The organism is Streptomyces sp. M92 (assembly GCF_028473745.1).
GTDB lineage: Bacteria > Actinomycetota > Actinomycetes > Streptomycetales > Streptomycetaceae > Streptomyces.
This window is the reverse complement of record NZ_CP101137.1, coordinates 524,910-546,393: the sequence shown is the minus strand read 5'-3', so window position 1 is coordinate 546,393 and position 21,484 is coordinate 524,910. Positions and strand designations below refer to the sequence as shown.

Below are 21,484 nucleotides of genomic sequence, written 5' to 3'. Positions count from 1 at the left end.
CGGATGACACCCGCGCACCACCAGGCCCGGACCGACGGGCCCGGGCACGCCCCCGAACTCCGCGCCGCCGCCCGCCGGCTGGGCCGCCGCCGCTTCCTGACCGTCACCGGCGCCGCCGCGGCGCTCGCCTTCTCCGTCAACCTGCCGGCCGCCGGCACCGCGAGCGCCGCCGAACTCGACGCGGCGCACCTCACCGACGACCCCTTCACGCTCGGCGTCGCCTCCGGCGACCCGCAGCCCGGCTCCGTCCTGCTGTGGACACGCCTGGCCCCGGTCCCGTACCAGGCCGACAGCGGACTGCCCGCGAAACGGATCGACGTGAGCTGGGAGCTGGCCCTCGACGAACGCTTCCGCCGCGTGGTCAGACGGGGCCGGGCCACCGCACACCCCGAGTTCCACCACACCGTGCACGTCGAGGTCGACCACCTCGCCCCCGGCCACGTCTACCACTACCGCTTCCGCGCCGGACGGTACGTCAGCCCGGCCGGCCGCACCCGCACCGCGCCCGCGCCCCGCAGCCGGGCCTCCGACCTGACCTTCGGCGTGGTCTCCTGCCAGCGTTACGACCAGGGCCACTACACCGCGTACCGGCACCTGGCGAAGGAGGACGTGGACGTCGTCCTCCACCTCGGCGACTACCTGTACGAGTACGCCGTCAACTCCAGCGCGGGCTCCCGCGCCTACCCCGAGGGCACCCTGCCGGACCTCTTCGACCGCGAGACGGTGACGCTGGAGGACTACCGCCTGCGGTACGCCCTCTACAAGTCCGACCCCGACCTCAGGGCCGCCCACGCCGCGCACCCGTTCGTCGTCACCTGGGACGACCACGAGACCGAGAACAACTACGCCGGCGAGACGCCCGAGAACAGCGTGCCGCCGGAGGAGTTCCTGATCCGGCGGGCCGCCGCCTACCGGGCGTACTGGGAGAACATGCCGCTGCGCCGGCCCCAGCTCCCCGACGGGGCGGACCTGAGGCTGTACCGCCGCCTGCACTGGGGGCGGCTCGCCCAGTTCGACGTGCTCGACACCCGCCAGTACCGCTCCAACCAGGCCTACGGCGACGGCTGGCAGTTCCCCGGCCCCGAGTCCGAGAACCCGGGCCGCACGATGACCGGCGACGCCCAGGAACGCTGGCTGATCAACGGCTGGCACCGGTCCGACGCCCTGTGGAACGTGGTGCCCCAGCAGGTCACCTTCTCGCAGCGGTTCAACTCGACCAGCACCCCGTCCAAGGTCTCCATGGACTCCTGGGACGGCTACCCGGCCTCCCGCGAGCGGCTGCTGGCCGGCGCGCAGGCCGCCGGCGTCGAGAACCTGATGGTCCTCACCGGCGACGTGCACGTGCACTACGGCTTCGACATCAAGCGCGACTTCGAGGACCCCGGCTCCCGGACCCTGGGCACCGAGATCGTCACCACCTCCGTCACCAGCGGGCGCGACGGCTCCGCGAAGCCGTCCAACTGGGACACCCTCATGGCCGCCAACCCGCACCTGAGGTTCTACAGCGGGCTGCGCGGCTACACGACCGTCTCGCTCGGCCGCGAGGTGGCGCGCGCCGACTTCAAGACGGTCTCCCACGTCACCACCGAGGGGGCGCCGCTCACGACCGCCGCGTCCTTCGTGACGGAGGTGGGGGAGCAGGGGCTCAAGCCGGCGTGACGACCGGCGCCTCCGTCTCTCCCGGGTAGCGGACGCCGACGCGGTCCCGGATCGCGTCGAGCGTCCGCATCACGGCCAGCGTGCCGTCCAGCGGGACCAGCGGCGACTCGTTCTCACCGGCCCGCAGGGCCCGCATCACCTCCCGGGCCTCGTGCGCCAGGCTGGCCCGGGGCCCGTCCGCCGGGTCGGCCCGGAACTCCTCGGGTTCCTTGCCGTCGCGGTGCAGCACGAAGTGGTCCGGGAAGAAGAAGCCGTACGGCACGTCGACGCGGCCCCGGGACCCGGTGACCGAGGCGGAGTTGGGCGTGCCGCCGGTGATGGAGCAGTGCACGGAGGCCAGGGCGCCGCTGTCGTAGGTGAGCAGGGCGCCCGTCTGGAGGTCCACGCCCTCCTCCGACAGCACCGCCCGCGCGGCGACGTCCGACGGCTCGCCGAGCAGCAACTGCGCGAACGACACCGGGTACACGCCCAGGTCGAGCAGCGCGCCGCCGCCCTGCGCCGGGTCGCGCAGCCGGTGGGTGGGAGGGAAGGGGCCGGCGAGCCCGAAGTCCGCCTGGACGCTGCGGACCTCGCCGATCGCGCCGTCGTCGACCAGCGCCTTCAGGCGCCGCACCAGCGGGTTGCAGTACATCCACATCGCTTCCATCAGGAAGCGGTCGTTCGCGCGGGCGAGCGCGACCAGTTCCGCCGCCTCGCGCGCGTTCAGCGTGAACGGCTTCTCGCAGAGCACGTTGCGGCCCGCCTCCAGGCACAGGCCGGCCGCCGCTCGGTGCGCGGAGTGCGGGGTGGCGACGTACACCACGTCCACGTCCTCGTCCCGGGCGAGGGCCTCCCAGCCGCCGTACGCCCGCGGTATCCCGAACCGCTCCGCGAACCCCTTCGCCGACGCCTCGGTCCGCGACGCCACCGCCACGACCTTCGCGTCCGGCAGATCGACCAGATCCGCCGTGAACGTCGCCGCCATTCCACCGGTCGCCAGAATCCCCCAGCGCACCTTCTGCCCGGTCACCGCTGACACCCTGCCCCACCCTCGCTCAGGTCGTTCGAGTCTGTTCGTTTCCGTGTTCGTTCAAGACCGTACGAGCTGAGAGCATAGGTGCCGGATCTGTCGAAGAGGGAGGGGCACATGCCCGAGCGCGGGCCGTCCATACCGCACACACCACCGCAACCGACCATCACCTCACGCACCTCACCCACGGACGCGCCACACGACGGCGACGTCCGCGGGGCCCGCCGTGCCGGGCTGCTCGTCACGCTGCTCCTCGGCGGGCTGACCGCGACGCCGCCGCTGGCGATGGACATGTACCTCCCCGCGCTCCCGGAGGTCACCCGGGCCCTGGGCGCGCCCGCCGCCACCGTGCAGCTCACGCTCACCGCCTGCCTGGCCGGCATGGCGCTCGGGCAGCTCGTGGTCGGGCCGATGAGCGACAAGTGGGGGCGGCGGCGTCCCCTGCTGACCGGCCTCGCCGTCTACGTCGTCGCCACCGCGCTGTGCGCGCTGGCGCCCACCGTGGAACTGCTGGTCGCCTTCCGCCTGGCGCAGGGCCTCGCGGGGGCCGCCGCGATCGTCATCGCCCGGGCCGTCGTACGCGACCTCTACGACGGTGTCGCCATGGCCCGCTTCTTCTCCACCCTCATGCTGATCTCCGGGGTCGCGCCCGTCGTCGCGCCGCTCATCGGCGGGCAGATCCTGCGGGTGACGGACTGGCGGGGCGTCTTCGTCGTGCTCACGGTGGTGGGGGTGGCGCTGGGCGTCTTCGTGTGGGCCAAGCTGCCCGAGACGCTGCCGGAGGGGGAGCGGCACGAGGGCGGGGTCGGCGACACGCTGCGCGCCATGCGGGGGCTGCTCGCCGACCGGGCCTTCACCGGGTACATGCTCGCGGGCGGGTTCGCCTTCGCCTCGCTGTTCGCCTACATCTCCGCGTCGCCGTTCGTCATCCAGGAGATCTACGGGGCCTCGCCGCAGACGTTCAGCCTGCTGTTCGGGCTCAACTCGATCGGGCTGGTCGTGGTGGGGCAGATCAACGGAAAGATCCTCGTCGGGCGGGTGCGGCTGGACCGGGTACTGGTCCTCGGGCTCCTCATCGTCATCGCCGCCGCGACCGCCCTGCTGCTGATGTCCCTCGGCGTCTTCGGCGAGGTCGGACTCGTGCCGGTCGCCGCCGCGCTGTTCGTGCTGATGTCGGCGATGGGCATCAGCCTGCCCAACACGCAGGCGCTGGCGCTGATGCGGGTGAAGAAGTCGGCCGGCTCCGCCTCGGCGCTGCTCGGCACGTCCTCCTTCCTCATCGGTGCCGTCGCCTCGCCGCTGGTCGGGATCGCGGGCGAGGACACCGCCCTGCCGATGGCCGTGGTGCAGCTCGTCGCGGCGGTGGTGGCGCTCGCCTTCTTCGCCGGGATGTGCCGTCGTCCCGCGGAGGGAGAAGAGAGCTGAGCGCCCCGAGACTGCGTCACGGCACCCCGGAGCGGGCCGGGCTCGACCCCGAGCAGCTTCGCCTTGCCGTGGAAGAGGTGCACGGTCTCACGGTCGGGGAGCGGCCCTGGGCGGCGGGGGCCGTCGTCGCCGTGGGGCGCGGGCCCGTGCTCGCCGTGGAGGAGGCGGCGGGGTGGGCCGTGCGCTACTCGGCCTACGACGCGCGCGCCGACGCGGGCGTGGAGCTGCCCGAGCGGGCGCGGGTGCCGATGGCCGTCGGTACGCCCTTCGACCTGGCCTCCCTGACGAAGGTGTTCACCGCCGTCGCCGCCGTGCAGCAGATCGAGCGGGGCACGCTCGGCATCGACGCGCGGGTCGGGGCGTACCTGCCGGACTTCCGGGCGGCGGCGGTGCACGGGATCACGGTGCGTCAGCTGCTCACGCACACGTCGGGGCTGCGGCCCGAGCTGCCGCTGTACGACTGCGCCGACGGGGAGGAGCGGCTGCGGAGGCTGCGGGCGGAGCCGCCGGTGGGGGTGCCGGGGACGTACTGCTACTCGGACCTGAACATGCTGCTCCTCCAGCACGTCCTGGAGCGCATCACCGGGCGGACGCTCGACGTCCTCGTCCGCGACGGGATCACCCGGCCGCTGGGCATGACGGCGACGCGGTTCGGGCCGTGCCCGGGGGCGGCGGCGACGGAGGATCAGCGGCGGCCGTGGGCCAAGGCGGACCGGGGGATGCTGCGGGGGGTCGTGCACGACGAGAACGCGTGGGCGCTGGGCGGGGTGGCGGGCCATGCGGGGCTGTTCTCGACCGCGCGGGACCTGTCGGTGTTCTGCCGGGCGCTGCTGGCGGGCGGGTCGTACGGGCCGGCGCGGATCCTCGGGCCGGACTTCGTGGAGCTGCTGCTGACCGGGCCGGGGCTGGGGTTCGCCCTCGACCAGCCGTGGTTCATGGGGGAGCTGGCGGGGCGGGGGGCGGCCGGGCACACCGGGTTCACCGGGACGATGCTGGTGCTCGACCGGGCGACGGACACGTTCGCGATCCTGCTGGCCAACACGGTCCACCCGCGCCGCCGGGCACCGGACAACGGGCCTCGGGCGGGGGTGGGGACTCGGGTGGCTCGGGCCGTACGGGTTGCCTCCGGCGGTTGAGCGGGGCGCCTGCGGCGGCCTGTGCGGGTTCGGTGGGGGTGTGGATGCCTGCGGCGGCCTGTGGCCGTTCGGTGGGGGTGCGGGTGCCTCCGGCGGTGGGGCGGGTGGGGTGCCTGCGGCACCGCTGCGGGTTCCATACAATGCGCCGAGTGAACGACCCCGCCGAAACCCTGCGTGCCGCCCTCGCCGAGCTGGTCGACGGGCTGCCGCCCCGCCAGGCCGCGCAGGCCGTGGAGCGGCTGATCGCCAACTACCGCGGGGCCACCCCGACCGACGCCCCGATCCTGCGCGACCGCGCGGACGTCGTCGCCTACGCCGCCTACCGCATGCCCGCCACCTTCGCCGCCGTACGCTCCGCGCTCGCGGCGTTCGCGGACGCCGTGCCCGGGTGGGCGCCCGGCAGCCACACCGACGTGGGCGGCGGGACCGGCGCCGCGACCTGGGCCGTCAACGACACCTGGCCCGGCGCCCGACCGGTGACCGTGCTCGACTGGGCCGAGCCCGCGCTCGCCCTCGGCCGGGAGATCGCCGGGACCCTTCCGGAACTGGGTGACGTCCGTTGGCAGCGCGCCCGCATCGGAGCGGCGCTCGACGTGGCGGGCACCGACCTGGTCACCGTCTCCTACGTGCTCAACGAGCTGACCGGCCCCGACCGCGTCGCCCTCGTCGACGCCGCCGCCTCGGCCGCGCAGGCCGTCGTGATCGTGGAGGCCGGGACGCCGGACGGGTACGCCCGGGTGATCGAGGCCCGCGACCGGCTGGTCGCCGCCGGGTTCCGGGTCGCCGCGCCCTGTCCGCACAGTGCCGCCTGCCCCATCGTGCCCGGCACGGACTGGTGCCACTTCGCGGCGCGGGTCAGCCGGTCGAGCCTGCACCGGCAGGTCAAGGGCGGCTCCCTCGCCTACGAGGACGAGAAGTTCAGCTACGTCGCGGCCGCCCGGTTCCCCGTGGAGCCCGCGCCGTCCCGGGTGGTCCGGCGTCCGCAGATCCGCAAGGGGCAGGTGCTGCTCGACCTGTGCGAGCCCGACGAGCTGTTGCGCCGGCGGACGGTCACCAAGCGCCACGGCGACCTGTACAAGGCGGCCCGTGACGCGGACTGGGGCGATGCCTGGCCGTCGGGGGAGGCCACCTCGCCGGGGCGGTAGTCCGCCGTGGCATGACGGCGCGGCGACGGCCGTACCGCACTGCCTGGAGAACGCGCGGCCCCGCAGGCACCGGGGGTGCCTGCGGGGCCGCTCGGCTCCTCACGAGGTCTTCTTGCTCGTGTCCTTCTTCTCCGGTTGCCGCTGTTCGCGCCGGTGCTCCTGGAGCTTGCGCAGCAGTTCCCGCTTCTCGGCCTGCGGGTCCGCGCCGCCGCCGACGCGGCCGCCGCGGTCACCGCCGCGCAGTGCGTCGCGGCCGAGCTTCCGGCGGGCACCGCCGACGCCCAGCATGTTTCCGGCTCCACCTCGGGCCATGGGATTCCTCTCGCCGACCAGTGTGACGATACGTACCGTCTCGTTTCTGTCTCGATCCACTGTCCGGCGAGACGCACCGTCTTGTCAACCTGTTAAATTTGAGCCATGGCTGCCCAGAAACTCACCCACACCCCGCCCGACAAGCCGCAGCCCGACGTCAGCCGTCGGAGCCAGCGGTCCCGCCGCGCCATCTACGACGCCGCCCTCGAACTGGTCGCCGAGGCCGGCTACCCGAGGACCACCATCGAGGGCATCGCCGCCCGCGCCGGCGTCGGCAAACAGACGATCTACCGGTGGTGGCCCTCCAAGGCGGACGTCCTGCTGGAGGCCTTCCTCGACCTCGGCGACCGGGCCGCGCAGGAGGCAGGGGGACAGGGCGTGGGCATCCCCGACACCGGCGACCTCGCCGCCGACCTCAAGAGCGTGCTGCGCGCCACCGTCGACGAACTGCGCGACCCGAAGTTCGAGGCCCCCTCCCGCGCCCTCGCCGCGGAGGGCGTCGTCAACGAGAAGCTCGGCCGGGAGTTCTTCACCAAGCTCCTGGAGCCGTCGTTCCAGCTCTACGTCGACCGGCTGCGCTCGGCCCAGGCGGCCGGCGACCTGAGGCCGGAGGTCGATCCGCGGATCGCGCTGGAACTCTTCGTCTCCCCGCTCGCCCAGCGCTGGCTCCAGTACACGGGGCCGATCTCCTACGAGTACACCGACGCGCTGGTCGACTACGCCCTCAACGGGATCGCCCCGCGCTGACCGAAAGGTTTCGGCCAATCCGGGCTGAGCAGGGAAGTTTGTCCCTTCCCGACCCCGAAGCGCGCAATGGTGCGACGATAGGGCATGCTGGAGCGCACGACGGCGAGGCGAGGAGATTGATGAGCGCGGAGTTCGGCGGTCGGAGCGGTCTGCAGGGCAAACTCTCCTCGTGGCTGCGCGGACGCCGCCCCAAGGAGGCCGCCGGTGACGGTGGCCGGGAGGATCTGCTGCTCGCCGCCGCCGGTGCGGGACTGCCGCTGGCGCCCGCCGCGCACCCGGCCGGATACCGCTGCTCCTGCGAGCGCGTCGGCTGCCCCACCCCCGCCCGGCACCCGGTGTCCTTCGCCTGGCAGACGCAGTCCACGACCGACCGCGCGCAGATCGAGCGCTGGGCCCGCCACCAGCCGGAGGCCAACTTCATCACCGCGACCGGCATGGTGCACGACGTCCTCGACGTGCCCCTTCAGGCCGGTCGTGAGGCGCTGGAGAGGCTGCTCGACGCCGGTGTCGAGGTCGGTCCGGTCGCCGAGAGCGACGACGGCCGCATGCTGCTGTTCACCCTCACCCGCGGCACCCCCGAGGACGAGGACGAGTGGTGGCCCTGCGAGCTGGACTGCCACCCCGAGACGATGGACGAGCACCCGGGGCTGCGCTGGCACTGCCGCGGCTCCTACGTGCTCGTACCGCCGGCCCGGCTGCCCGGCGAGGACCGTACGGTGCACTGGGTGCGCGGCCCCGAGCACCCGCTGCCGGACCCGCTGACCCTGCTGGAGATCCTCACCGACGCCTGCGCCCGGTACGCCGGCGCGGACGGCGACCACGCGGGTGCCGTCTGGCCCCTGCGCCGCTGACGGCAGTCCGGGGCTACTCGCCCTTCGCCGACGTCAGGCCCTGGACCCGGCCCAGGATCGACACCGGTCCGTCCGCCGGGTCGAGCGCCAGCTGGTTGGAGACGAACTCCATCGTCAGCGACTGCTTGATCTCGCCGTCCGTCAGCGCCAGCACGTCCTTGTTCGGCGTCGGCACGGCCGCGCCCCGCGCCGCCGTCTGCTTCTCGTAGTGGCGGGAACTGAAGAACACCGCCGCCCCGCCGTCCTTCGTGCGCAGCGCCAGCGGCGCGTAGTCGCCGTCCGTCAGCGGCTCGTCGATGTACTGCGTGGCCAGTCCGGGGCGTGTCGCCCGCTTCTGCCGCAACTCCCGCCAGGAAGTGGTGTGGACGCCTTCGCCGAAGGCCTCGCCGCCGTCCTTCAGGTACGTCGTGTAGCCCTTGCTCAGGTCGGCGGGGGGTATCGCCACGTCCGTGGAGTTGGCGGGTACGGCCTCGGCCCAGCCGTCCGCGTCCGTCTTGAACTCCGGCACCTTGTCCGGCGCGACCAGCGTCAGGTACGCCGCCTGCCAGGTCTCGTCCAGGCCGTGCTTGGTGAACACCAGCAGCCAGTGCGCCTCGCCGCCCTTGTTGCCCTTGGCGTCCGCGACGAACCAGCGCGGCCAGCCCGCCTTCTCGGGGATGGTGAACTCGACGTCCGTCAGCTCCAGCGGAGCGTGCGACGGGTTGCCGTCCGGATGGTTGGTCCGGCCCGCCTTCAGCCGCGCCGAGTCGATGGCGGCGAGGGCGCCCGTGGTGTGCTCGGCGTCCAGGGAGGCGTCGTACGCCTTGTCGGCCGCGTTGTACGCGGAGGTGAACTGCTGGAGCGCCTTCGCGGCTTCGGCCCGGGTGGCCGACGGCAGCACCTCGCGCTCACCGTGCACCACCACGCATCCGCTCGCCGTCAACGACAAAGCGGTCGCCGAGGCGGCCACCAGCGCGTGCTTGCCAAGCCTGCGGGGCCTACGAGGGCCGCGATCCCTGCTCATCAGGTTCCTTCACCTTCCCCTTCCCGGAGGCGAACCCTACCGGGGTGAGGTGGCGCCCGGACGCCGGGACCGGGTACCGCCGCCTCTCCGTGACCTCGGCTCACGGATCGCGGCGCGGCAGGACCAGTACGGCACCCGTGCGCGGGTGCGGCAGCACCTCCACCGGCTGGTCGTAGACCTCGGAGAGCAGTTCCTCGGAGAAGACCCGCGCCGGGGGGCCGTCGGCCGCGATCCGGCCGGCCCGCAGGACCGCGACCCGGTCCGCGTACGCGGCCGCCAGCGCCAGGTCGTGCAGGACGACGGCCACCGCGTCCCCGGCCCGCGCCCGCTCCCGGCACAGCCGCAGCACCAGCTCCTGGTGACGCAGGTCAAGCGCCGCCGTCGGCTCGTCCAGCAGGAGCAGCGGGGCACGTTGGGCGAGGACGCGGGCCAGCGCCACCCGGGCCCGCTCGCCGCCGCTGAGCGCCGAGAACGGGCGCCCGGCGAAGCCGGTGACCTCGGTGCGCGCCATCGCCTCGGCCACCGCCGCGTCGTCCCCGTCCGCCAGGCCGGTGCCCGCCCACGGGGCCCGGCCCATCCGGACCACCTGCTCGACCGGGAACGGGAAGGACAGCGACGCCGACTGGGGCAGCACGGCCCGCCGCAGGGCGAGTTCGGGCGCGGTCCAGTCCGTCACCGGGCGGCCGTGGACCCGTACGGCCCCCTCGGCGGCCGGGACGTCGGCGGCCAGGGTCCCCAACAGGGTGGACTTGCCCGCGCCGTTGGGGCCCACCAGCGCGAGCACCTCGCCCGCCCGGACGGTGACGTCCACACCGTCCAGGACCGCCCGGCCGCCGAGGTGGACGCGGACGCCCTCCGCCTCGGCGAGCACGTCGCCGGGCGCGGCCGGGGGCGGCGGCACCGGCCGGGACGGGACGAGGCGCAGCAGCCCCCTGGCGTGCCCGGTCGTCCTCGTGCCCCTCGCGCCTGTGCTGCCCCGCGCGCCTGTGCTGCCCCCCGCGCCCGTCCTGCCCCTCATGCCCAACCCCCTTGCCTGCGCCGGGTGCGGCGCAGCAGCCAGAAGAAGAACGGGCTGCCCAGCAGCGCCGTCAGTACCCCGAGCGGCAGCTCGGCGGGCTCGGCGACCGTGCGGGCCGCCAGGTCCGCGGCGAGCAGCACCAGCGCGCCGAGCAGCGCGCTGCCCGGGATCAGGAACCGGTGCCCCGGACCGGCCGCCATCCGCAGCAGGTGCGGGACGACGAGGCCGACGAAGCCGATGACCCCGGCCACGCTCACCGCCGCCGCGGTCAGCAGCGCGATCACCAGGACCAGGACGATCCGCAGCCGCTCCACGTCCACGCCCAGGTGCCGGGCCGGACGCTCACCGAGGGCCAGGAGGTCCAGGCGGCGGGCGTACAGCGGGGCGACGCCGAGCCCGAGCGCCGCGCACGGCAGCACCGCCAGCACCTTCGGCCAGGTCGCCTGGGCGAGCGAGCCCAGTTGCCAGAAGGTGATCTGGTTGACCGCCGCCGTGTCCGCGAAGAACAGGAACAGGCCGATCAGCGCCCCCGCGAAGGCGTTGACCGCGATGCCGGTCAGGATCAGCGTCACGACCTCCGTACGGCCGCCCGAGCGGGACATGGCGTAGACGACCAGGACGGTGATCAGGCCGGAGACGAAGGCGAAGACGGACACCGTCCAGTTGCCGAGGAAGTTCAGGCCGAACGCGATGGCGGCGACCGCGCCGACCGCCGCGCCGGAGGAGACGCCGATGACACCCGGCTCGGCGAGCGGGTTGCCGAACACGCCCTGCATCAGCGCGCCCGCGCAGCCCAGCGAGGCGCCGACCAGCAGCGCCAGCACGATCCTCGGGAACCGCACGTTCCACAGCACGGAGTCGGCCACCCGGTCCAGCTCCGTACCGCCGAGGCCGATGTGGTGCAGTACCGAGCCCAGCACGTCGGCGACCGGGATCGGGTAGGCGCCGGTGCCGGCCGTGACCGGGACCAGGAGGAGGAGACCGGCGGTCAGGGCGGCGGTCAGCAGCCAGGCGGTGGTGCGCCGGGTGCGGGGCGGGGGCGCCTCGGCGGGCGCCTCGGGGCGTGCGGGCTTGTCCAGTACGGTCACCGGGCGCCGTCCTCGCCGTACAGCTGGGTCACGACCGACTCGAGCACCTGGTCGGTGCGCGGGCCGTAGTTGAGGAGCACGCCGTCCTCGACCGAGACGATACGGCGGTCCATCCCGGCCGGGGTCTGGGCGACGCCGGGGATCTTCACCAGTCCGTCCACGCCGCCGACCGATTCCAGGCCCTTGCTCATCACGAGGATCGCGTCGGGCGCCGCCTTCACCAGTGCCTCGCTGGTGATCGCGGTGAAGTCCTTCTCCAGGCCCGAGGCCGCCCCGGCGTCCACCGCGCCGGCCGCCTCGATCAGCGAACCGGCACCGGAGTCCGCGCCGCCGATCAGGTACACGGAGGCCGAGCCGCGCAGGTACAGGAAGGCGACCCGGGGCTTCTCCCCTCGCGGGACGTCCTCGCGCACGGCCTCGATCCGCTCCTTCGAACGCCGGGTCAGTTCCTCACCGGCCGCCGGTACGCCGAGCGCGTCGGCGACCGCCCGGATGCGCGGGCCCACGTCGTCCAGGCCCTTGGCCGCCTCGACGAACAGCACCGGCACTCCGGCGGCGCGGATCTGGTCCACGGCCTCCTCCGGTCCGGTGGTGGTCTCGGCGATCACCAGGTCCGGCTTCAGGGACAGCACGCTCTCGGCGGAGACGTCGTGGCCCCGGGTGACCACGGGGAGCTGCGCCGCCTGTTCGAAGGTGGCGGTGACGTCCCGGGCGACGACCCGGTCGCCGAGGCCGAGCGTGAACACGATCTCGCTGAGGCTGCCGGAGAGGGGGACGATCCGCTCGGCCCGCTCGACCTCCACCTGCTCGCCGTCGGCGGAGCGGACGGTCACGGGGAGTCTGGGCTCGGGCCTCTCCGCGAGCGGTTCCACCCGGTCGGAGACGGGCCCCGCCGCCGAAGCGGCCCCCGGCCCGGGCCCGGTGCCGGACGAGGCCTCGGAAGAGCCTCCGCATCCGGTCGCGGTCAGGGTCAGGGCGAGCACGGACAGCAGTGCTCCCGCCAGTCGGTTTCGCAAGCGTCGCACGGTTCCGTCCGTCCTTTCCGTCGGCCGCCAGTATCAGTCGGCTAGAGCTTAGGTTAGCCTTACCTTCGTTCGCTACCGGCCCCCGATCCGGAGGACTTCGCATGCCCGCCCGTCTTCGCGTCCTGGTCACCGTGTTGTGCGCGGCGGTTCTCTCGGCCCTGCTCCCCGCTGCCGCCGCGCACGCCGAGAGCCGGACCGTGCAGGGCGGACGGCTGGACTGGGGCATCAAGTCGTCGTTCCAGCGCTACGTCACCGGGCCCGTCGCGAAGGGCGGTTACTCCCTGAGCGGGGGAGCGGCCACCGTCGGCGGCAGCACCTTCCGCTTCCACTCGGCGGCCGGCACCTACGACGGCGACACCGGCGCCTTCCGCGCCGCCTTCTCCGGCGGCGTCCACTTCCTCGGCCACCGCACCGGCACGGGCTCCCACCAACTCGACCTCACCCTCAGCCGTCCCACCGTGAGCGTCTCCGGCTCCACCGGCACGCTCTACGTGGACGTCACCAGCAAGGCGAAGGACACCGGGACGGTCACGACGTCCCGTCAGGTGCCCTTCGCCGCACTCTCCCTCGGCGGCATCGACATGCGGGGCGGCGGCAGCACCGTGGCCCTGAACAACCTGCCCGCCACCCTCACCGCCGAGGGCGCCCGGTCCTTCGCCGGGTACTACACCGCCGGCACCGCGCTGGACCCGGTGAGCCTGTCCGCCGACGTGCGGGCGGCGGCGCGGCAGCAGCCGGACAAGCAGCCGTCGAGCACGCCCGCCGAGTCACCGGAGAGCAAGAGGACTCCGGACGGCGCCATCGAGGACGGCGCCGTCGACTGGGGTGTGCGCCGCACCTTCCGCGAGTACGTCACCGGCGACATCGCCGACGGCAAGTGGGCCCTGACCGCGGGCGCCCAGGACGGCGGCGCCCTCTTCCGCTTCCCCGGCGGCGAGGGGACGTACGAGGACGGCGCCCTCACCGCGGCCTTCGACGGCGCGGTGCGCTTCACCGGCGCGCACGGCCTCGACCTGAGCCTGAGCGGCGTGCGGGCCGAGGTCCAAGGAGGCGAGGGCACGCTCTACGCCGACGTGAAGAGCCCGGACCTGAACGGCCGGAAAGTGCCCCTGGTCACCTTCACCGCCGGGGACCTGAAGCCCGCCGACGGCCTGGTGAAGGTCACCGAGGCCCCCGCGAAGCTCACCGCGCGCGGCGCCGAGGCCTTCGGCGGCATGTACCAGGCGGGCACCGAGATGGACCCGGTGTCCCTGGCCGTCGCTCTCACCGCCGACGCCGAACTGCCCGCCCTGCCCGACCTGGGCAGCGCGCCCACGGCGAGCGCGAGCCCGCAGCCGGAGGAGAAGACCACCGGGCCGGACGACTCCGCCGCCGAACCCGTCGCCGGCACCGCCGGCGACGGCGACAACGGTGACGGCGACAACGGTGACTTCCCCGCACTTCCCGTCTCCCTCGCGGCCGGCGCCCTGCTGCTGGTGGCCGCGGCCCTCGTGGCCGTCGCCGTCCGCAGGCGCCGCGCCCGGCCCGCCGCGTCCGGCTCGGACGCGGACCGGGGCTGACCCGACGACACCGGCCGCCCACCGGCGGCCCGCCACCCAAGGAGAACCGAGCATGCCCGTCAGACGACGCCGCTCCACCGCACTCGCCGCCGCCGTGGCCACGGCCGCCGCACTCGGCGCCACCGCGCTGGCCACGGTCGGTACGACCACCGCCTCGGCCGCCGAGATGCCCCTCAAGGACTACGAACTCACCTGGGGCATCAAGCAGTCGTACCGCACCTACGTGGGGATGTTCGGCGGCTTCACCACGGCGGACGGCGCCTCGCAGGCCGCCGGCAACGGCGCCTTCACCTTCGTCGACGGCGCCGGCACCTACGACACCACCGGCCACACCGTGGAACTCGCCTTCAAGGGCAGCCTGGTGAGCGCGTCCAAGGCGCACGGCTTCGAGGTGACCCTCACCGACCTGCGCTTCGACAGCAAGGCCGGTGAGATCACCGCCGACGTGAAGAAGGTCGACACCTCCCAGGGCGCCCCCACGACCACGGAGGGCGACGACGTCCCGCTCGCCTCCGTCGCCGTGACCCGCGACATGAAGGAGATGGCGACCACCCTCACGGCTGAGGCCGGGGAGTTCCTCGGCAGCCCGGGCTACGCGGGCGCCGCGGGCGACCCGCTGACGGTGGCCGAGAAGACGCCGCCGACCACGCCGACCGCCTCCCCGTCCCCCACCGAGGAGCCCCAGTCGCCGGAGCCGTCCCCGTCGGCCACGGAGACCACGGACGCCACGCCCACCGCGCCGCCGAAGACCGAGACCCCGGCACCGGACCCGACGCCGTCGAGGACGAACGGCACCGGCCCGTCCCCGTCCGCCTCTGCCAAGGGCGAGATAGCCGACGGCACCCTCGGCTGGGGCGTGAAGCAGTCCTTCCGCTCCTACGTCACCGGTCCCGTCGCCAAGGGGAAGATCACCGTCTCCGCCGGCGCCGTCCAGGCGGCCGGCAACGGCGCCTTCACCTTCAAGGACGCCACCGGCACCTACGACACCGACGCCGGCAGGCTCACCGCCGCCTTCCGGGGCGCCGTCAACTTCAAGGGCCACGAGACGAACGGCACGTACGGCCTCGACCTGACCCTGAGCAATGTCGAGGCCACCCTCGACGGCGGCACCGGCAAGCTGACCGCCGACGTGAACAGCCTCGGCACGCGGACCAAGGGCGTCGTCCTGGCCGACCTCAAGGCGAAGTCCGCCGACCTGACCGCCCGCGACGACGTCATCACGGTCGACGGCGTCGCCGCCACGCTCACCGAGGCCGGCGCGAAGGCCTTCGGCGACTTCTACACCGCCGGCACCGCCCTCGACGCCGTCGACCTGTCGGTGGCGCTGAGCGAGGAAGCGCGGCTCCCGTCGGGCGGCGGCACGGGCGGCAGCGGCGGTTCGGGCACCACCGGTGGCACCGGCGGCGGCACGGGCTCGACGGCCGGCGGCACCGGGTCCACCATCGGGGGCACCGGGTCCACCACGGGCGGCTCGGCCATCGGCGGCGGCAGCCTCGCCTCCACCGGCTCGGACATCCCGGGCCCGGCCCTCGCGGGTGCGGCCGGCATCGCGGTCGCGCTCGGCGCGGGAGCGGTGTTCGCGGCGCGCAGGCGGCGCACGCAGCCGTAGCGGCAAGCGCGAAGGCGATGCGGGCTGCCCCGGCCCGCATCGCTGCGCTTCGTACGGCCGGACGAAGCGCCCCACCCGTCGGCGATACCCACGCCGGTCCGGCCGCCCGCGCGCGATGCTTGAATGCTCCGGTGACCGACTACGACGTACTGCGCGTCTTCTGCGCGCCGAACGGCGGATACGGCAACGAGCTCGGCGTGGTCCGGGACGGTTCCGTGCTGCCCGACCCCGCCGGACGGCAGGAGCTCGCCGCGAAACTCGGCTTCAGCGAGACCGTGTTCGTCGACGACCCCGAGCGCGGCGTCGTCGACATCTACACGCCCGCCCTGCGGCTGCCGTTCGCCGGACACCCCTGCGTCGGCACGGCCTGGCTGCTCGACGTACCCGAACTCGTCACCCCGGCCGGGGTGGTGGGCGCCCGGCTGGACGGCGAGTTCAGCTGGATCGAGGCCCGCCCCGAGTGGGCCCCGCCGCGCACCCTGCGCCAGTATGCCTCCGCCGCCGAGGTCGACGACCTGGCGGTGCCGCCGCCGGGCGAGCGAAGCGAGATGGGGGTCCCCCCGGACGAAGTCTGGGGGAGGATCTACGCCTGGGCGTGGGAGGACGAGCCGGCGGGACGGGTGCGGGCCCGCGCCTTTCCGGGGCGCGCCGACGGTATAGACGAGGACGAGGCGACCGGTGCGGCGGCGCTGCTGCTGACCGAGCGGCTGGGCCGGGCCCTGAACATCACCCAGGGGGCCGGTTCGCAGATCCTGACCGCGCCGCAGCCCGAGGGGTGGGTGGAGATCGGCGGACGGGTGCGTCTGGAGCGGTGACGGGCGCCGCCGTACGGGTGGAACAGCGTGTGCGCGCGGGCGGGAGGGGTTACCTCTCGCGTGACCGTTCCCTCAAGTCCACCTCTGAGAGGAAATCCATGCGCATCCGCTCCGCGCTCGCCACCGTCCTGCTGACCGCCGCCATGACCGCCGGCGGCGTCGCGACGGCCACCGCCTTCGACGGCTCCCTGCACGGTGACGAGGACGCCACCTGCAGCCCGTACTTCGGCAGTGTCTCCACGGAGATCACCGGCAGCGACGTGACCTACGGCGGCATCAACTGCCGCAGCGACGACTACGACATCGACAACTGAGCCGCAGGGCCGATCGCTCCCGGTCCCCCTCCGCCCAGGCGGCCGAGGGGGACCGGCATGTCCGCGGGGTGCCGGCGTCGCTCACGCGGAGAGCGGGAACTCCTCGCCCAGCGCCCGGAAGACCCCCGTGTTCAGCGCGAACGCCCGCTTGCACTCGGCGACGACCCGCTGCCTCTCCAGGTCGTCCGCGCGGATGCCGTCCAGCAGCTCCCGGTACTCGCGCTTGAAGGCGGCCGGGTTGGTGATCTCCTCGAAGACGTAGAACCGGACCCCGTCGCCCTTCCTGACGAAGCCCCACGTCCGCTCCGCCTTGTCGCGGATGATCTGGCCGCCGGACAGGTCACCGAGGTAGCGGGTGTAGTGATGGGCGACGTATCCCGCCGGCCAGCTCTCGGCGCACTCGCGGACCCGGGCCGCGTACTCCTCGGTCGCGGGCAGGGCGGTGAGCCCCGCGCGCCAGTCGGGGCCGCGCAGGTGCGCGAGGTCCCGCTCCAGGGAGGCCAGCCGCATCAGCTCCGGCCGGACGAACGGCCCGGCCACCGGGTCCGACGCCAGCCGGCCCGCCCCGGACTCCAGGGCCTCGTAGACGAACCACAGCTGCTCGGTGTAGCGCGCGTAGGCGTCGACGCCGAGCCGCCCGCCCAGCAGGTCGCTCATGAACGTCGAGGTCTCCGCCTCCACGTGCTGCTCGTGGGAGGCGGTGCGGATGAGCGTCGAGAAGGAGTCCATGAGCATGATTTTCTATGGTTAGGCTTACCTAAGTCAATAGCTTGCCGACGGCCTGTCGGTAAAAGCGTACCCACTGGGACGCGAAACGGCCCGCTCTCCGAGGAGAGCGGGCCGTGAAGGGGTGTACCGAGGCTACGGAAGGGTCAGGATCTCGGCGCCGGAGTCGGTCACCACCAGGGTGTGCTCGAACTGCGCCGTCCGCTTGCGGTCCTTCGTCACGACCGTCCAGCCGTCGTCCCACATGTCGTACTCGTGGGTCCCGAGCGTCAGCATCGGCTCGATCGTGAAGGTCATCCCGGGCTGGATGACGGTGGTGGCGTGCGGGCTGTCGTAGTGCGGGACGATGAGCCCCGAGTGGAACGACGAGTTGATCCCGTGCCCGGTGAAGTCCCGCACCACCCCGTACCCGAACCGCTTCGCGTACGACTCGATGACCCGGCCGATGATGTTGATCTGCCGGCCCGGCCGGACCGCCTTGATCGCGCGGGCCAGCGACTCCCGGGTCCGCTCGACCAGCAGCCGGCTCTCCTCGTCCACGTCGCCGACCAGGTACGTCGCGTTGTTGTCGCCGTGCACGCCGCCGATGTACGCCGTCACGTCCAGGTTCACGATGTCGCCGTCGCGCAGCACCGTCGAGTCGGGGATGCCGTGGCAGATGACCTCGTTGACCGAGCTGCACAGGGACTTGGGGAAACCGCGGTAGCCCAGCGTCGACGGGTAGGCGCCGTGGTCGCACATGTACTCGTGCGCCACCCGGTCCAGCTCGTCCGTCGTCACGCCGGGCGCGATGAGCTTCGCGGCCTCCTCCATGGCCCGCGCCGCGATCCGCCCGGCCACGCGCATCGCCTCGATCGTCTCGGGCGTCTGCACCTCCGGGCCGGTGTACGGCGTCGGCGCGGGCTTGCCGACATACTCGGGCCGCCGGATGTTTCCGGGCACGGAACGGGTGGGAGACAGCTCCCCAGGTACGAGCAGCGACTGGCCAGAAGACATGACAGCGAGTCTAACCAGCGGGCATACGAGACCATGTCCCTGGCGAAAGGAGCCGGTCATGGCCCTGTTCAAGAAGCGTACGGTCGGAAAGCCGGGCGAGTGGTACTACTGCCTGGAGCACCAGAAGGTCGAGGAGGGCCCGGACTGCCCGGGAAAGGACCGCTTCGGACCGTACGCCTCCCGCACCGAGGCCGAGCACGCGATGCGGACGGCCCGCGAGCGCAACCTCGAGTGGGAGAACGACCCGAAGTGGCACGACGCCCCGGCCGGGCGCACGGACGAGGACTGACCGGCCACCCCGGGGACACTCCGGCGGCGACCGTCACCAGCGCGACGGGGGCGGCGCCGTCAGGTGGTCGGCCAGGCGGGACAGGCGGTCGCGGAAGCGGCGGGGGCCGCGCGGGGGCGGCACCGCGTTCTCGCCGGCCGCCGCGCTGACCAGGTGCTGCACCGTGTCCAGGTCCAGCTCGGCGCCGTCCGGCACGGTCAGCGTCTCGTGCGCCATGGCCGTCAGCTCCCGCTCACCGCTGCCCAGCGCCAGCACCGTGGCGCCGGCCCGGCGGGCGTCGTGCACCCGTTCCAGGAGCGGGGCGCCGGGGTCGTCGGGCGTCACCACGAGCAGCGTCTCCCCGCGCCGGGCCGCCGCCAGCCGGCCGAGGCCGACGGCCAGGTGCGCCGGGTCCGAGGGACGCGCGTCGTGCCGTACGAGGGTGGGGGCCAGCTCCGGCGTCCCCGACCAGGCGGCCTCGTCCACCAGGTGCGCCGCCAGGTGCCACGGCTCGTACCCGGCGGTGCCGACCAGCAGCAGCCCGCCCCCGTGCGGCACCACCGACCCCCTGAGCGTCCCCGCGAACCTCCGGGTGGCCCCCAGCCACTCGGTCCCGGCGAGCACTTCCCGCAGCAGTGCGACCCGTACGGCGTCCATGCGCCCGCATCCTGCCGCAATCCGGCCCGCACGACCCGGCGTTCGCACGCGATTCGCCCGACTCGGGGATGGGCGGGGGCGGCCCGGGAACCTCCGGGGGTGCCTGGAGGTGGGACCGGGGATGATCAAGGGCTGCCTGGAGAGGCCCGGAAGACGGGCTCGGGGTGTCCAGGGGGGGGCGGGCTCGGGCGACACGCGCCCGGGGCGGCCGGAGGCGGTCCCGAAGACGCGCGCGGAACGCCCCGGGGGACCGGTGCGCCGGTCTCCGTCGCCGGGTGGGACCTCGGCCCGTGCGGCGGCCGGGACGGACGTAGGGTCGGCCCATGACCTCTACCGACAGTGCTGCACAGAAGGCCCCCGCCAAGGACCCCTGGGACCTGCCCGACGTCTCCGGGCTGGTCGTCGGCGTACTCGGCGGCACCGGCCCCCAGGGCAAGGGCCTCGCCTACCGCCTCGCCAAGGCCGGCCAGAAGGTGATCGTCGGCTCGCGCGCCGCCGAGCGTGCCGAGGCCGCCGCCGAGGAGATCGGGCACGGCGTCGAGGGCGCCGACAACGCCGAGACCGCCCGCCGCAGCGACGTCGTGATCGTCGCCGTGCCGTGGGACGGCCACGGGAAGACACTCGAGTCCCTGCGCGCGGAACTGGCCGGCAAGCTCGTCGTCGACTGCGTCAACCCCCTCGGCTTCGACAAGAAGGGCGCCTACGCGCTCAAGCCCGAGGAGGGCAGCGCCGCCGAGCAGGCCGCCGCGCTGCTGCCGGACAGCCGGGTCACCGCCGCCTTCCACCACCTGTCGGCGGTCCTCCTCCAGGACCCCGCCATCGACGAGATCGACACCGACGTGATGGTGCTCGGCGAGGCCCGCGCCGACGTGGAGATCGTCCAGGCCCTCGCCGGGCGCATCGCCGGCATGCGCGGCGTCTTCGCCGGGCGGCTGCGCAACGCCCACCAGGTCGAGTCGCTCGTCGCCAACCTGATCTCCGTCAACCGCCGCTACAAGGCACACGCCGGGCTCCGCGTCACCGACGTGTGAGGCGATGGGGGACACTGGTGGGTGCCGGCCGCGCCGGCGCAGTATCCGCCCGTGTCCCCCCGACAGGAGCCCGCCCCATGCCCCGCCTCGCCCGCTACGCCCTGGCCGTCTGCGTCCTCGCGGTGGCCGCCGCCGTCGTCTCCTTCGTGCAGGGCAGCGTCGCCATCGGCGTCGTGTGGGTGCTGCTGTCCGGTGTGTCGTCCAACATGTGCTGGTACTACGTGAAGCGGGACCGGGACGCCCGGCGCGCCGCCTCCGTCACGGGCTGACCGTGCACAGCTCGTCCGTCTGCCAGAAGCGGTACAGCTCGAAGCCGCAGTAGGTGTCGATCTCGGCGATCCCCAGGGAGCGCAGGATCGCGTCGACCGCGTCGAAGAACACGCCGTTGACCGCCGGGATCCACAGCAGCGCGAACACGATCAGCAGCCCGAACGGCGCCAGCGGCTCCACCTGCCGCCGCACGTTGTACGACAGCCACGGCTCGATCACCCCGTAGCCGTCCAGACCGGGCACCGGCAGGAAGTTCAGGATCGCGGCCGTGACCTGGAGCAGCGCGAGGAAGGCCAGCGCGATCCGGAAGTCGCGCGGCACGCCGTCCAGCGCGTCCAGCCAGAACGGGGCCGTGCAGACGATCGCGAACAGCACGTTCGTCAGCGGCCCCGCGGCCGAGATCAGACTGTGCCGCCAACGTCCCCGGATGCGCCCGCGCTCGATGAAGACGGCACCGCCCGGCAGACCGATCCCGCCCATGATCACGAACAGCACCGGCAGCACGATGCTCAGCAGGGCGTGCGTGTACTTCACCGGGTTCAGCGTGAGGTAGCCCTTAGCGCCGACCGAGATGTCCCCGCTGTGCAGGGCGGTGCGCGCGTGCGCGTACTCGTGCAGGCACAGCGACACGACCCAGGCGCCCGTCACGAACAGGAACACGGCCACGCCCGGCTGCTCCGCGAACCCGGTCCAGGTGGCCCAGCCCGTGACCGCGGTGACGGCGACGATCCCGAGGAAGACGGGACTGATCCGCCGGTCGCTCCGGCGGAGGTGGGCGGTGGTCATGGGGCTCCCTGGACTGTTCGGCGGGCGCGGGACTG

23 protein-coding genes are annotated in these 21,484 nt (G+C 73.6%); 13 read left to right on the top strand and 10 right to left on the bottom strand.

The window, feature by feature from the left end:
* The first annotated feature begins 3 nt into the window (after positions 1–3).
* Positions 4–1,659, top strand: coding sequence for an alkaline phosphatase D family protein (locus tag M6G08_RS02465; protein ID WP_272585535.1), 1,656 nt, complete (start codon positions 4–6; stop codon positions 1,657–1,659).
* On the opposite strand, the gene M6G08_RS02460 is transcribed toward M6G08_RS02465, so the two are convergent.
* Complete coding sequence (locus M6G08_RS02460) at positions 1,646–2,668, bottom strand: Gfo/Idh/MocA family protein (RefSeq protein ID WP_272585534.1); 1,023 nt, start codon at positions 2,666–2,668, stop codon at positions 1,646–1,648. The two genes, M6G08_RS02465 and M6G08_RS02460, sit on opposite strands and share 14 nt — an antisense overlap.
* A gap of 117 nt (positions 2,669–2,785) precedes the next feature.
* Between M6G08_RS02460 and M6G08_RS02455 the strand changes: the two genes are divergently transcribed.
* The 3 genes from M6G08_RS02455 to M6G08_RS02445 all read left to right on the top strand — a co-directional run bounded on the left by M6G08_RS02455 (position 2,786) and on the right by M6G08_RS02445 (position 6,374).
* Positions 2,786–4,093 (top strand): multidrug effflux MFS transporter, encoded by a 1,308-nt coding sequence (locus M6G08_RS02455; RefSeq protein WP_272585533.1) that lies wholly within the window; start codon positions 2,786–2,788, stop codon positions 4,091–4,093.
* Positions 4,060–5,229, top strand: coding sequence for a serine hydrolase domain-containing protein (locus M6G08_RS02450; RefSeq protein ID WP_272585532.1), 1,170 nt, complete (start codon positions 4,060–4,062; stop codon positions 5,227–5,229). The genes M6G08_RS02455 and M6G08_RS02450 overlap by 34 nt, the downstream gene beginning before the upstream one ends.
* A 149-nt stretch (positions 5,230–5,378) precedes the next feature.
* On the top strand, positions 5,379–6,374 hold the full coding sequence (locus M6G08_RS02445; protein WP_272585531.1) for a small ribosomal subunit Rsm22 family protein: 996 nt from the start codon (positions 5,379–5,381) through the stop codon (positions 6,372–6,374).
* A gap of 99 nt (positions 6,375–6,473) precedes the next feature.
* Here M6G08_RS02445 and M6G08_RS02440 read toward each other — a convergent pair whose 3' ends face one another.
* Positions 6,474–6,686 carry a DUF6243 family protein gene (locus M6G08_RS02440; RefSeq protein WP_272585530.1) on the bottom strand — a complete coding sequence of 71 codons (213 nt, stop codon included), beginning with the start codon at positions 6,684–6,686 and terminating at the stop codon, positions 6,474–6,476.
* A gap of 105 nt (positions 6,687–6,791) precedes the next feature.
* Here M6G08_RS02440 and M6G08_RS02435 point away from each other — a divergent pair, with 105 nt between their 5' ends.
* Together M6G08_RS02435 and M6G08_RS02430 are read left to right on the top strand one after the other, a co-directional pair.
* Positions 6,792–7,433: a TetR/AcrR family transcriptional regulator gene (locus M6G08_RS02435; protein WP_272585529.1), complete on the top strand. Its 642-nt coding sequence runs from the start codon at positions 6,792–6,794 to the stop codon at positions 7,431–7,433.
* Positions 7,434–7,552: 119 nt separating this feature from the next.
* A complete protein-coding gene (locus M6G08_RS02430) occupies positions 7,553–8,284 on the top strand; it encodes a bifunctional DNA primase/polymerase (protein WP_272585528.1) in 732 nt (243 codons plus the stop codon).
* A 13-nt stretch (positions 8,285–8,297) separates the two neighbouring features.
* Here the strand turns inward: M6G08_RS02430 and M6G08_RS02425 are convergent, their stop codons facing one another.
* The 4 genes from M6G08_RS02425 to M6G08_RS02410 form a co-directional block, all read right to left on the bottom strand.
* Positions 8,298–9,287: an SCO2278 family lipoprotein gene (locus M6G08_RS02425; RefSeq protein ID WP_272585527.1), complete on the bottom strand. Its 990-nt coding sequence runs from the start codon at positions 9,285–9,287 to the stop codon at positions 8,298–8,300.
* A gap of 100 nt (positions 9,288–9,387) precedes the next feature.
* Positions 9,388–10,305, bottom strand: a complete 918-nt coding sequence (locus M6G08_RS02420; RefSeq protein WP_272585526.1) for a heme ABC transporter ATP-binding protein — start codon at positions 10,303–10,305, stop codon at positions 9,388–9,390.
* On the bottom strand, positions 10,302–11,393 hold the full coding sequence (locus tag M6G08_RS02415; RefSeq protein ID WP_272585525.1) for a FecCD family ABC transporter permease: 1,092 nt from the start codon (positions 11,391–11,393) through the stop codon (positions 10,302–10,304). The genes M6G08_RS02420 and M6G08_RS02415 overlap by 4 nt, the downstream gene beginning before the upstream one ends.
* On the bottom strand, positions 11,390–12,418 hold the full coding sequence (locus M6G08_RS02410) for a heme/hemin ABC transporter substrate-binding protein (protein WP_272585524.1): 1,029 nt from the start codon (positions 12,416–12,418) through the stop codon (positions 11,390–11,392). The genes M6G08_RS02415 and M6G08_RS02410 overlap by 4 nt, the downstream gene beginning before the upstream one ends.
* A gap of 101 nt (positions 12,419–12,519) precedes the next feature.
* On the opposite strand from M6G08_RS02410, the gene M6G08_RS02405 reads away from it, so the two are divergent.
* From M6G08_RS02405 to M6G08_RS02390, 4 genes are all read left to right on the top strand, one after another.
* Positions 12,520–13,977, top strand: coding sequence for an HtaA domain-containing protein (locus M6G08_RS02405; RefSeq protein ID WP_272585523.1), 1,458 nt, complete (start codon positions 12,520–12,522; stop codon positions 13,975–13,977).
* A 52-nt stretch (positions 13,978–14,029) separates the two neighbouring features.
* Positions 14,030–15,586, top strand: coding sequence for an HtaA domain-containing protein (locus M6G08_RS02400; RefSeq protein WP_272585522.1), 1,557 nt, complete (start codon positions 14,030–14,032; stop codon positions 15,584–15,586).
* 131 nt (positions 15,587–15,717) lie between these two features.
* Positions 15,718–16,401: a PhzF family phenazine biosynthesis protein gene (locus tag M6G08_RS02395; RefSeq protein WP_272585521.1), complete on the top strand. Its 684-nt coding sequence runs from the start codon at positions 15,718–15,720 to the stop codon at positions 16,399–16,401.
* A gap of 98 nt (positions 16,402–16,499) precedes the next feature.
* The gene (locus M6G08_RS02390) at positions 16,500–16,715 is read left to right on the top strand and encodes a hypothetical protein (RefSeq protein ID WP_073722444.1); all 216 of its coding nucleotides are present in this window, start codon (positions 16,500–16,502) and stop codon (positions 16,713–16,715) included.
* A gap of 81 nt (positions 16,716–16,796) precedes the next feature.
* On the opposite strand, the gene M6G08_RS02385 is transcribed toward M6G08_RS02390, so the two are convergent.
* Positions 16,797–17,444 carry a biliverdin-producing heme oxygenase gene (locus tag M6G08_RS02385; RefSeq protein ID WP_272585520.1) on the bottom strand — a complete coding sequence of 216 codons (648 nt, stop codon included), beginning with the start codon at positions 17,442–17,444 and terminating at the stop codon, positions 16,797–16,799.
* 132 nt (positions 17,445–17,576) lie between these two features.
* Positions 17,577–18,437 (bottom strand): type I methionyl aminopeptidase, encoded by an 861-nt coding sequence (gene map / locus M6G08_RS02380; protein WP_272585519.1) that lies wholly within the window; start codon positions 18,435–18,437, stop codon positions 17,577–17,579.
* A 58-nt stretch (positions 18,438–18,495) separates the two neighbouring features.
* Between map and M6G08_RS02375 the strand changes: the two genes are divergently transcribed.
* Positions 18,496–18,726, top strand: a complete 231-nt coding sequence (locus tag M6G08_RS02375; protein WP_272585518.1) for a hypothetical protein — start codon at positions 18,496–18,498, stop codon at positions 18,724–18,726.
* A 33-nt stretch (positions 18,727–18,759) separates the two neighbouring features.
* On the opposite strand, the gene M6G08_RS02370 is transcribed toward M6G08_RS02375, so the two are convergent.
* A complete protein-coding gene (locus M6G08_RS02370) occupies positions 18,760–19,362 on the bottom strand; it encodes a hypothetical protein (protein WP_272585517.1) in 603 nt (200 codons plus the stop codon).
* 323 nt (positions 19,363–19,685) lie between these two features.
* Here M6G08_RS02370 and npdG point away from each other — a divergent pair, with 323 nt between their 5' ends.
* Complete coding sequence (gene npdG, locus M6G08_RS02365; RefSeq protein WP_073722436.1) at positions 19,686–20,393, top strand: NADPH-dependent F420 reductase; 708 nt, start codon at positions 19,686–19,688, stop codon at positions 20,391–20,393.
* Positions 20,394–20,470: 77 nt separating this feature from the next.
* Entirely contained in the window at positions 20,471–20,662 is a 192-nt protein-coding gene (locus M6G08_RS02360) for a hypothetical protein (protein ID WP_272585516.1), read from the top strand.
* Here M6G08_RS02360 and M6G08_RS02355 read toward each other — a convergent pair.
* Complete coding sequence (locus M6G08_RS02355; RefSeq protein ID WP_272585515.1) at positions 20,652–21,449, bottom strand: site-2 protease family protein; 798 nt, start codon at positions 21,447–21,449, stop codon at positions 20,652–20,654. The two genes, M6G08_RS02360 and M6G08_RS02355, sit on opposite strands and share 11 nt — an antisense overlap.
* Positions 21,450–21,484 lie beyond the last annotated feature (35 nt).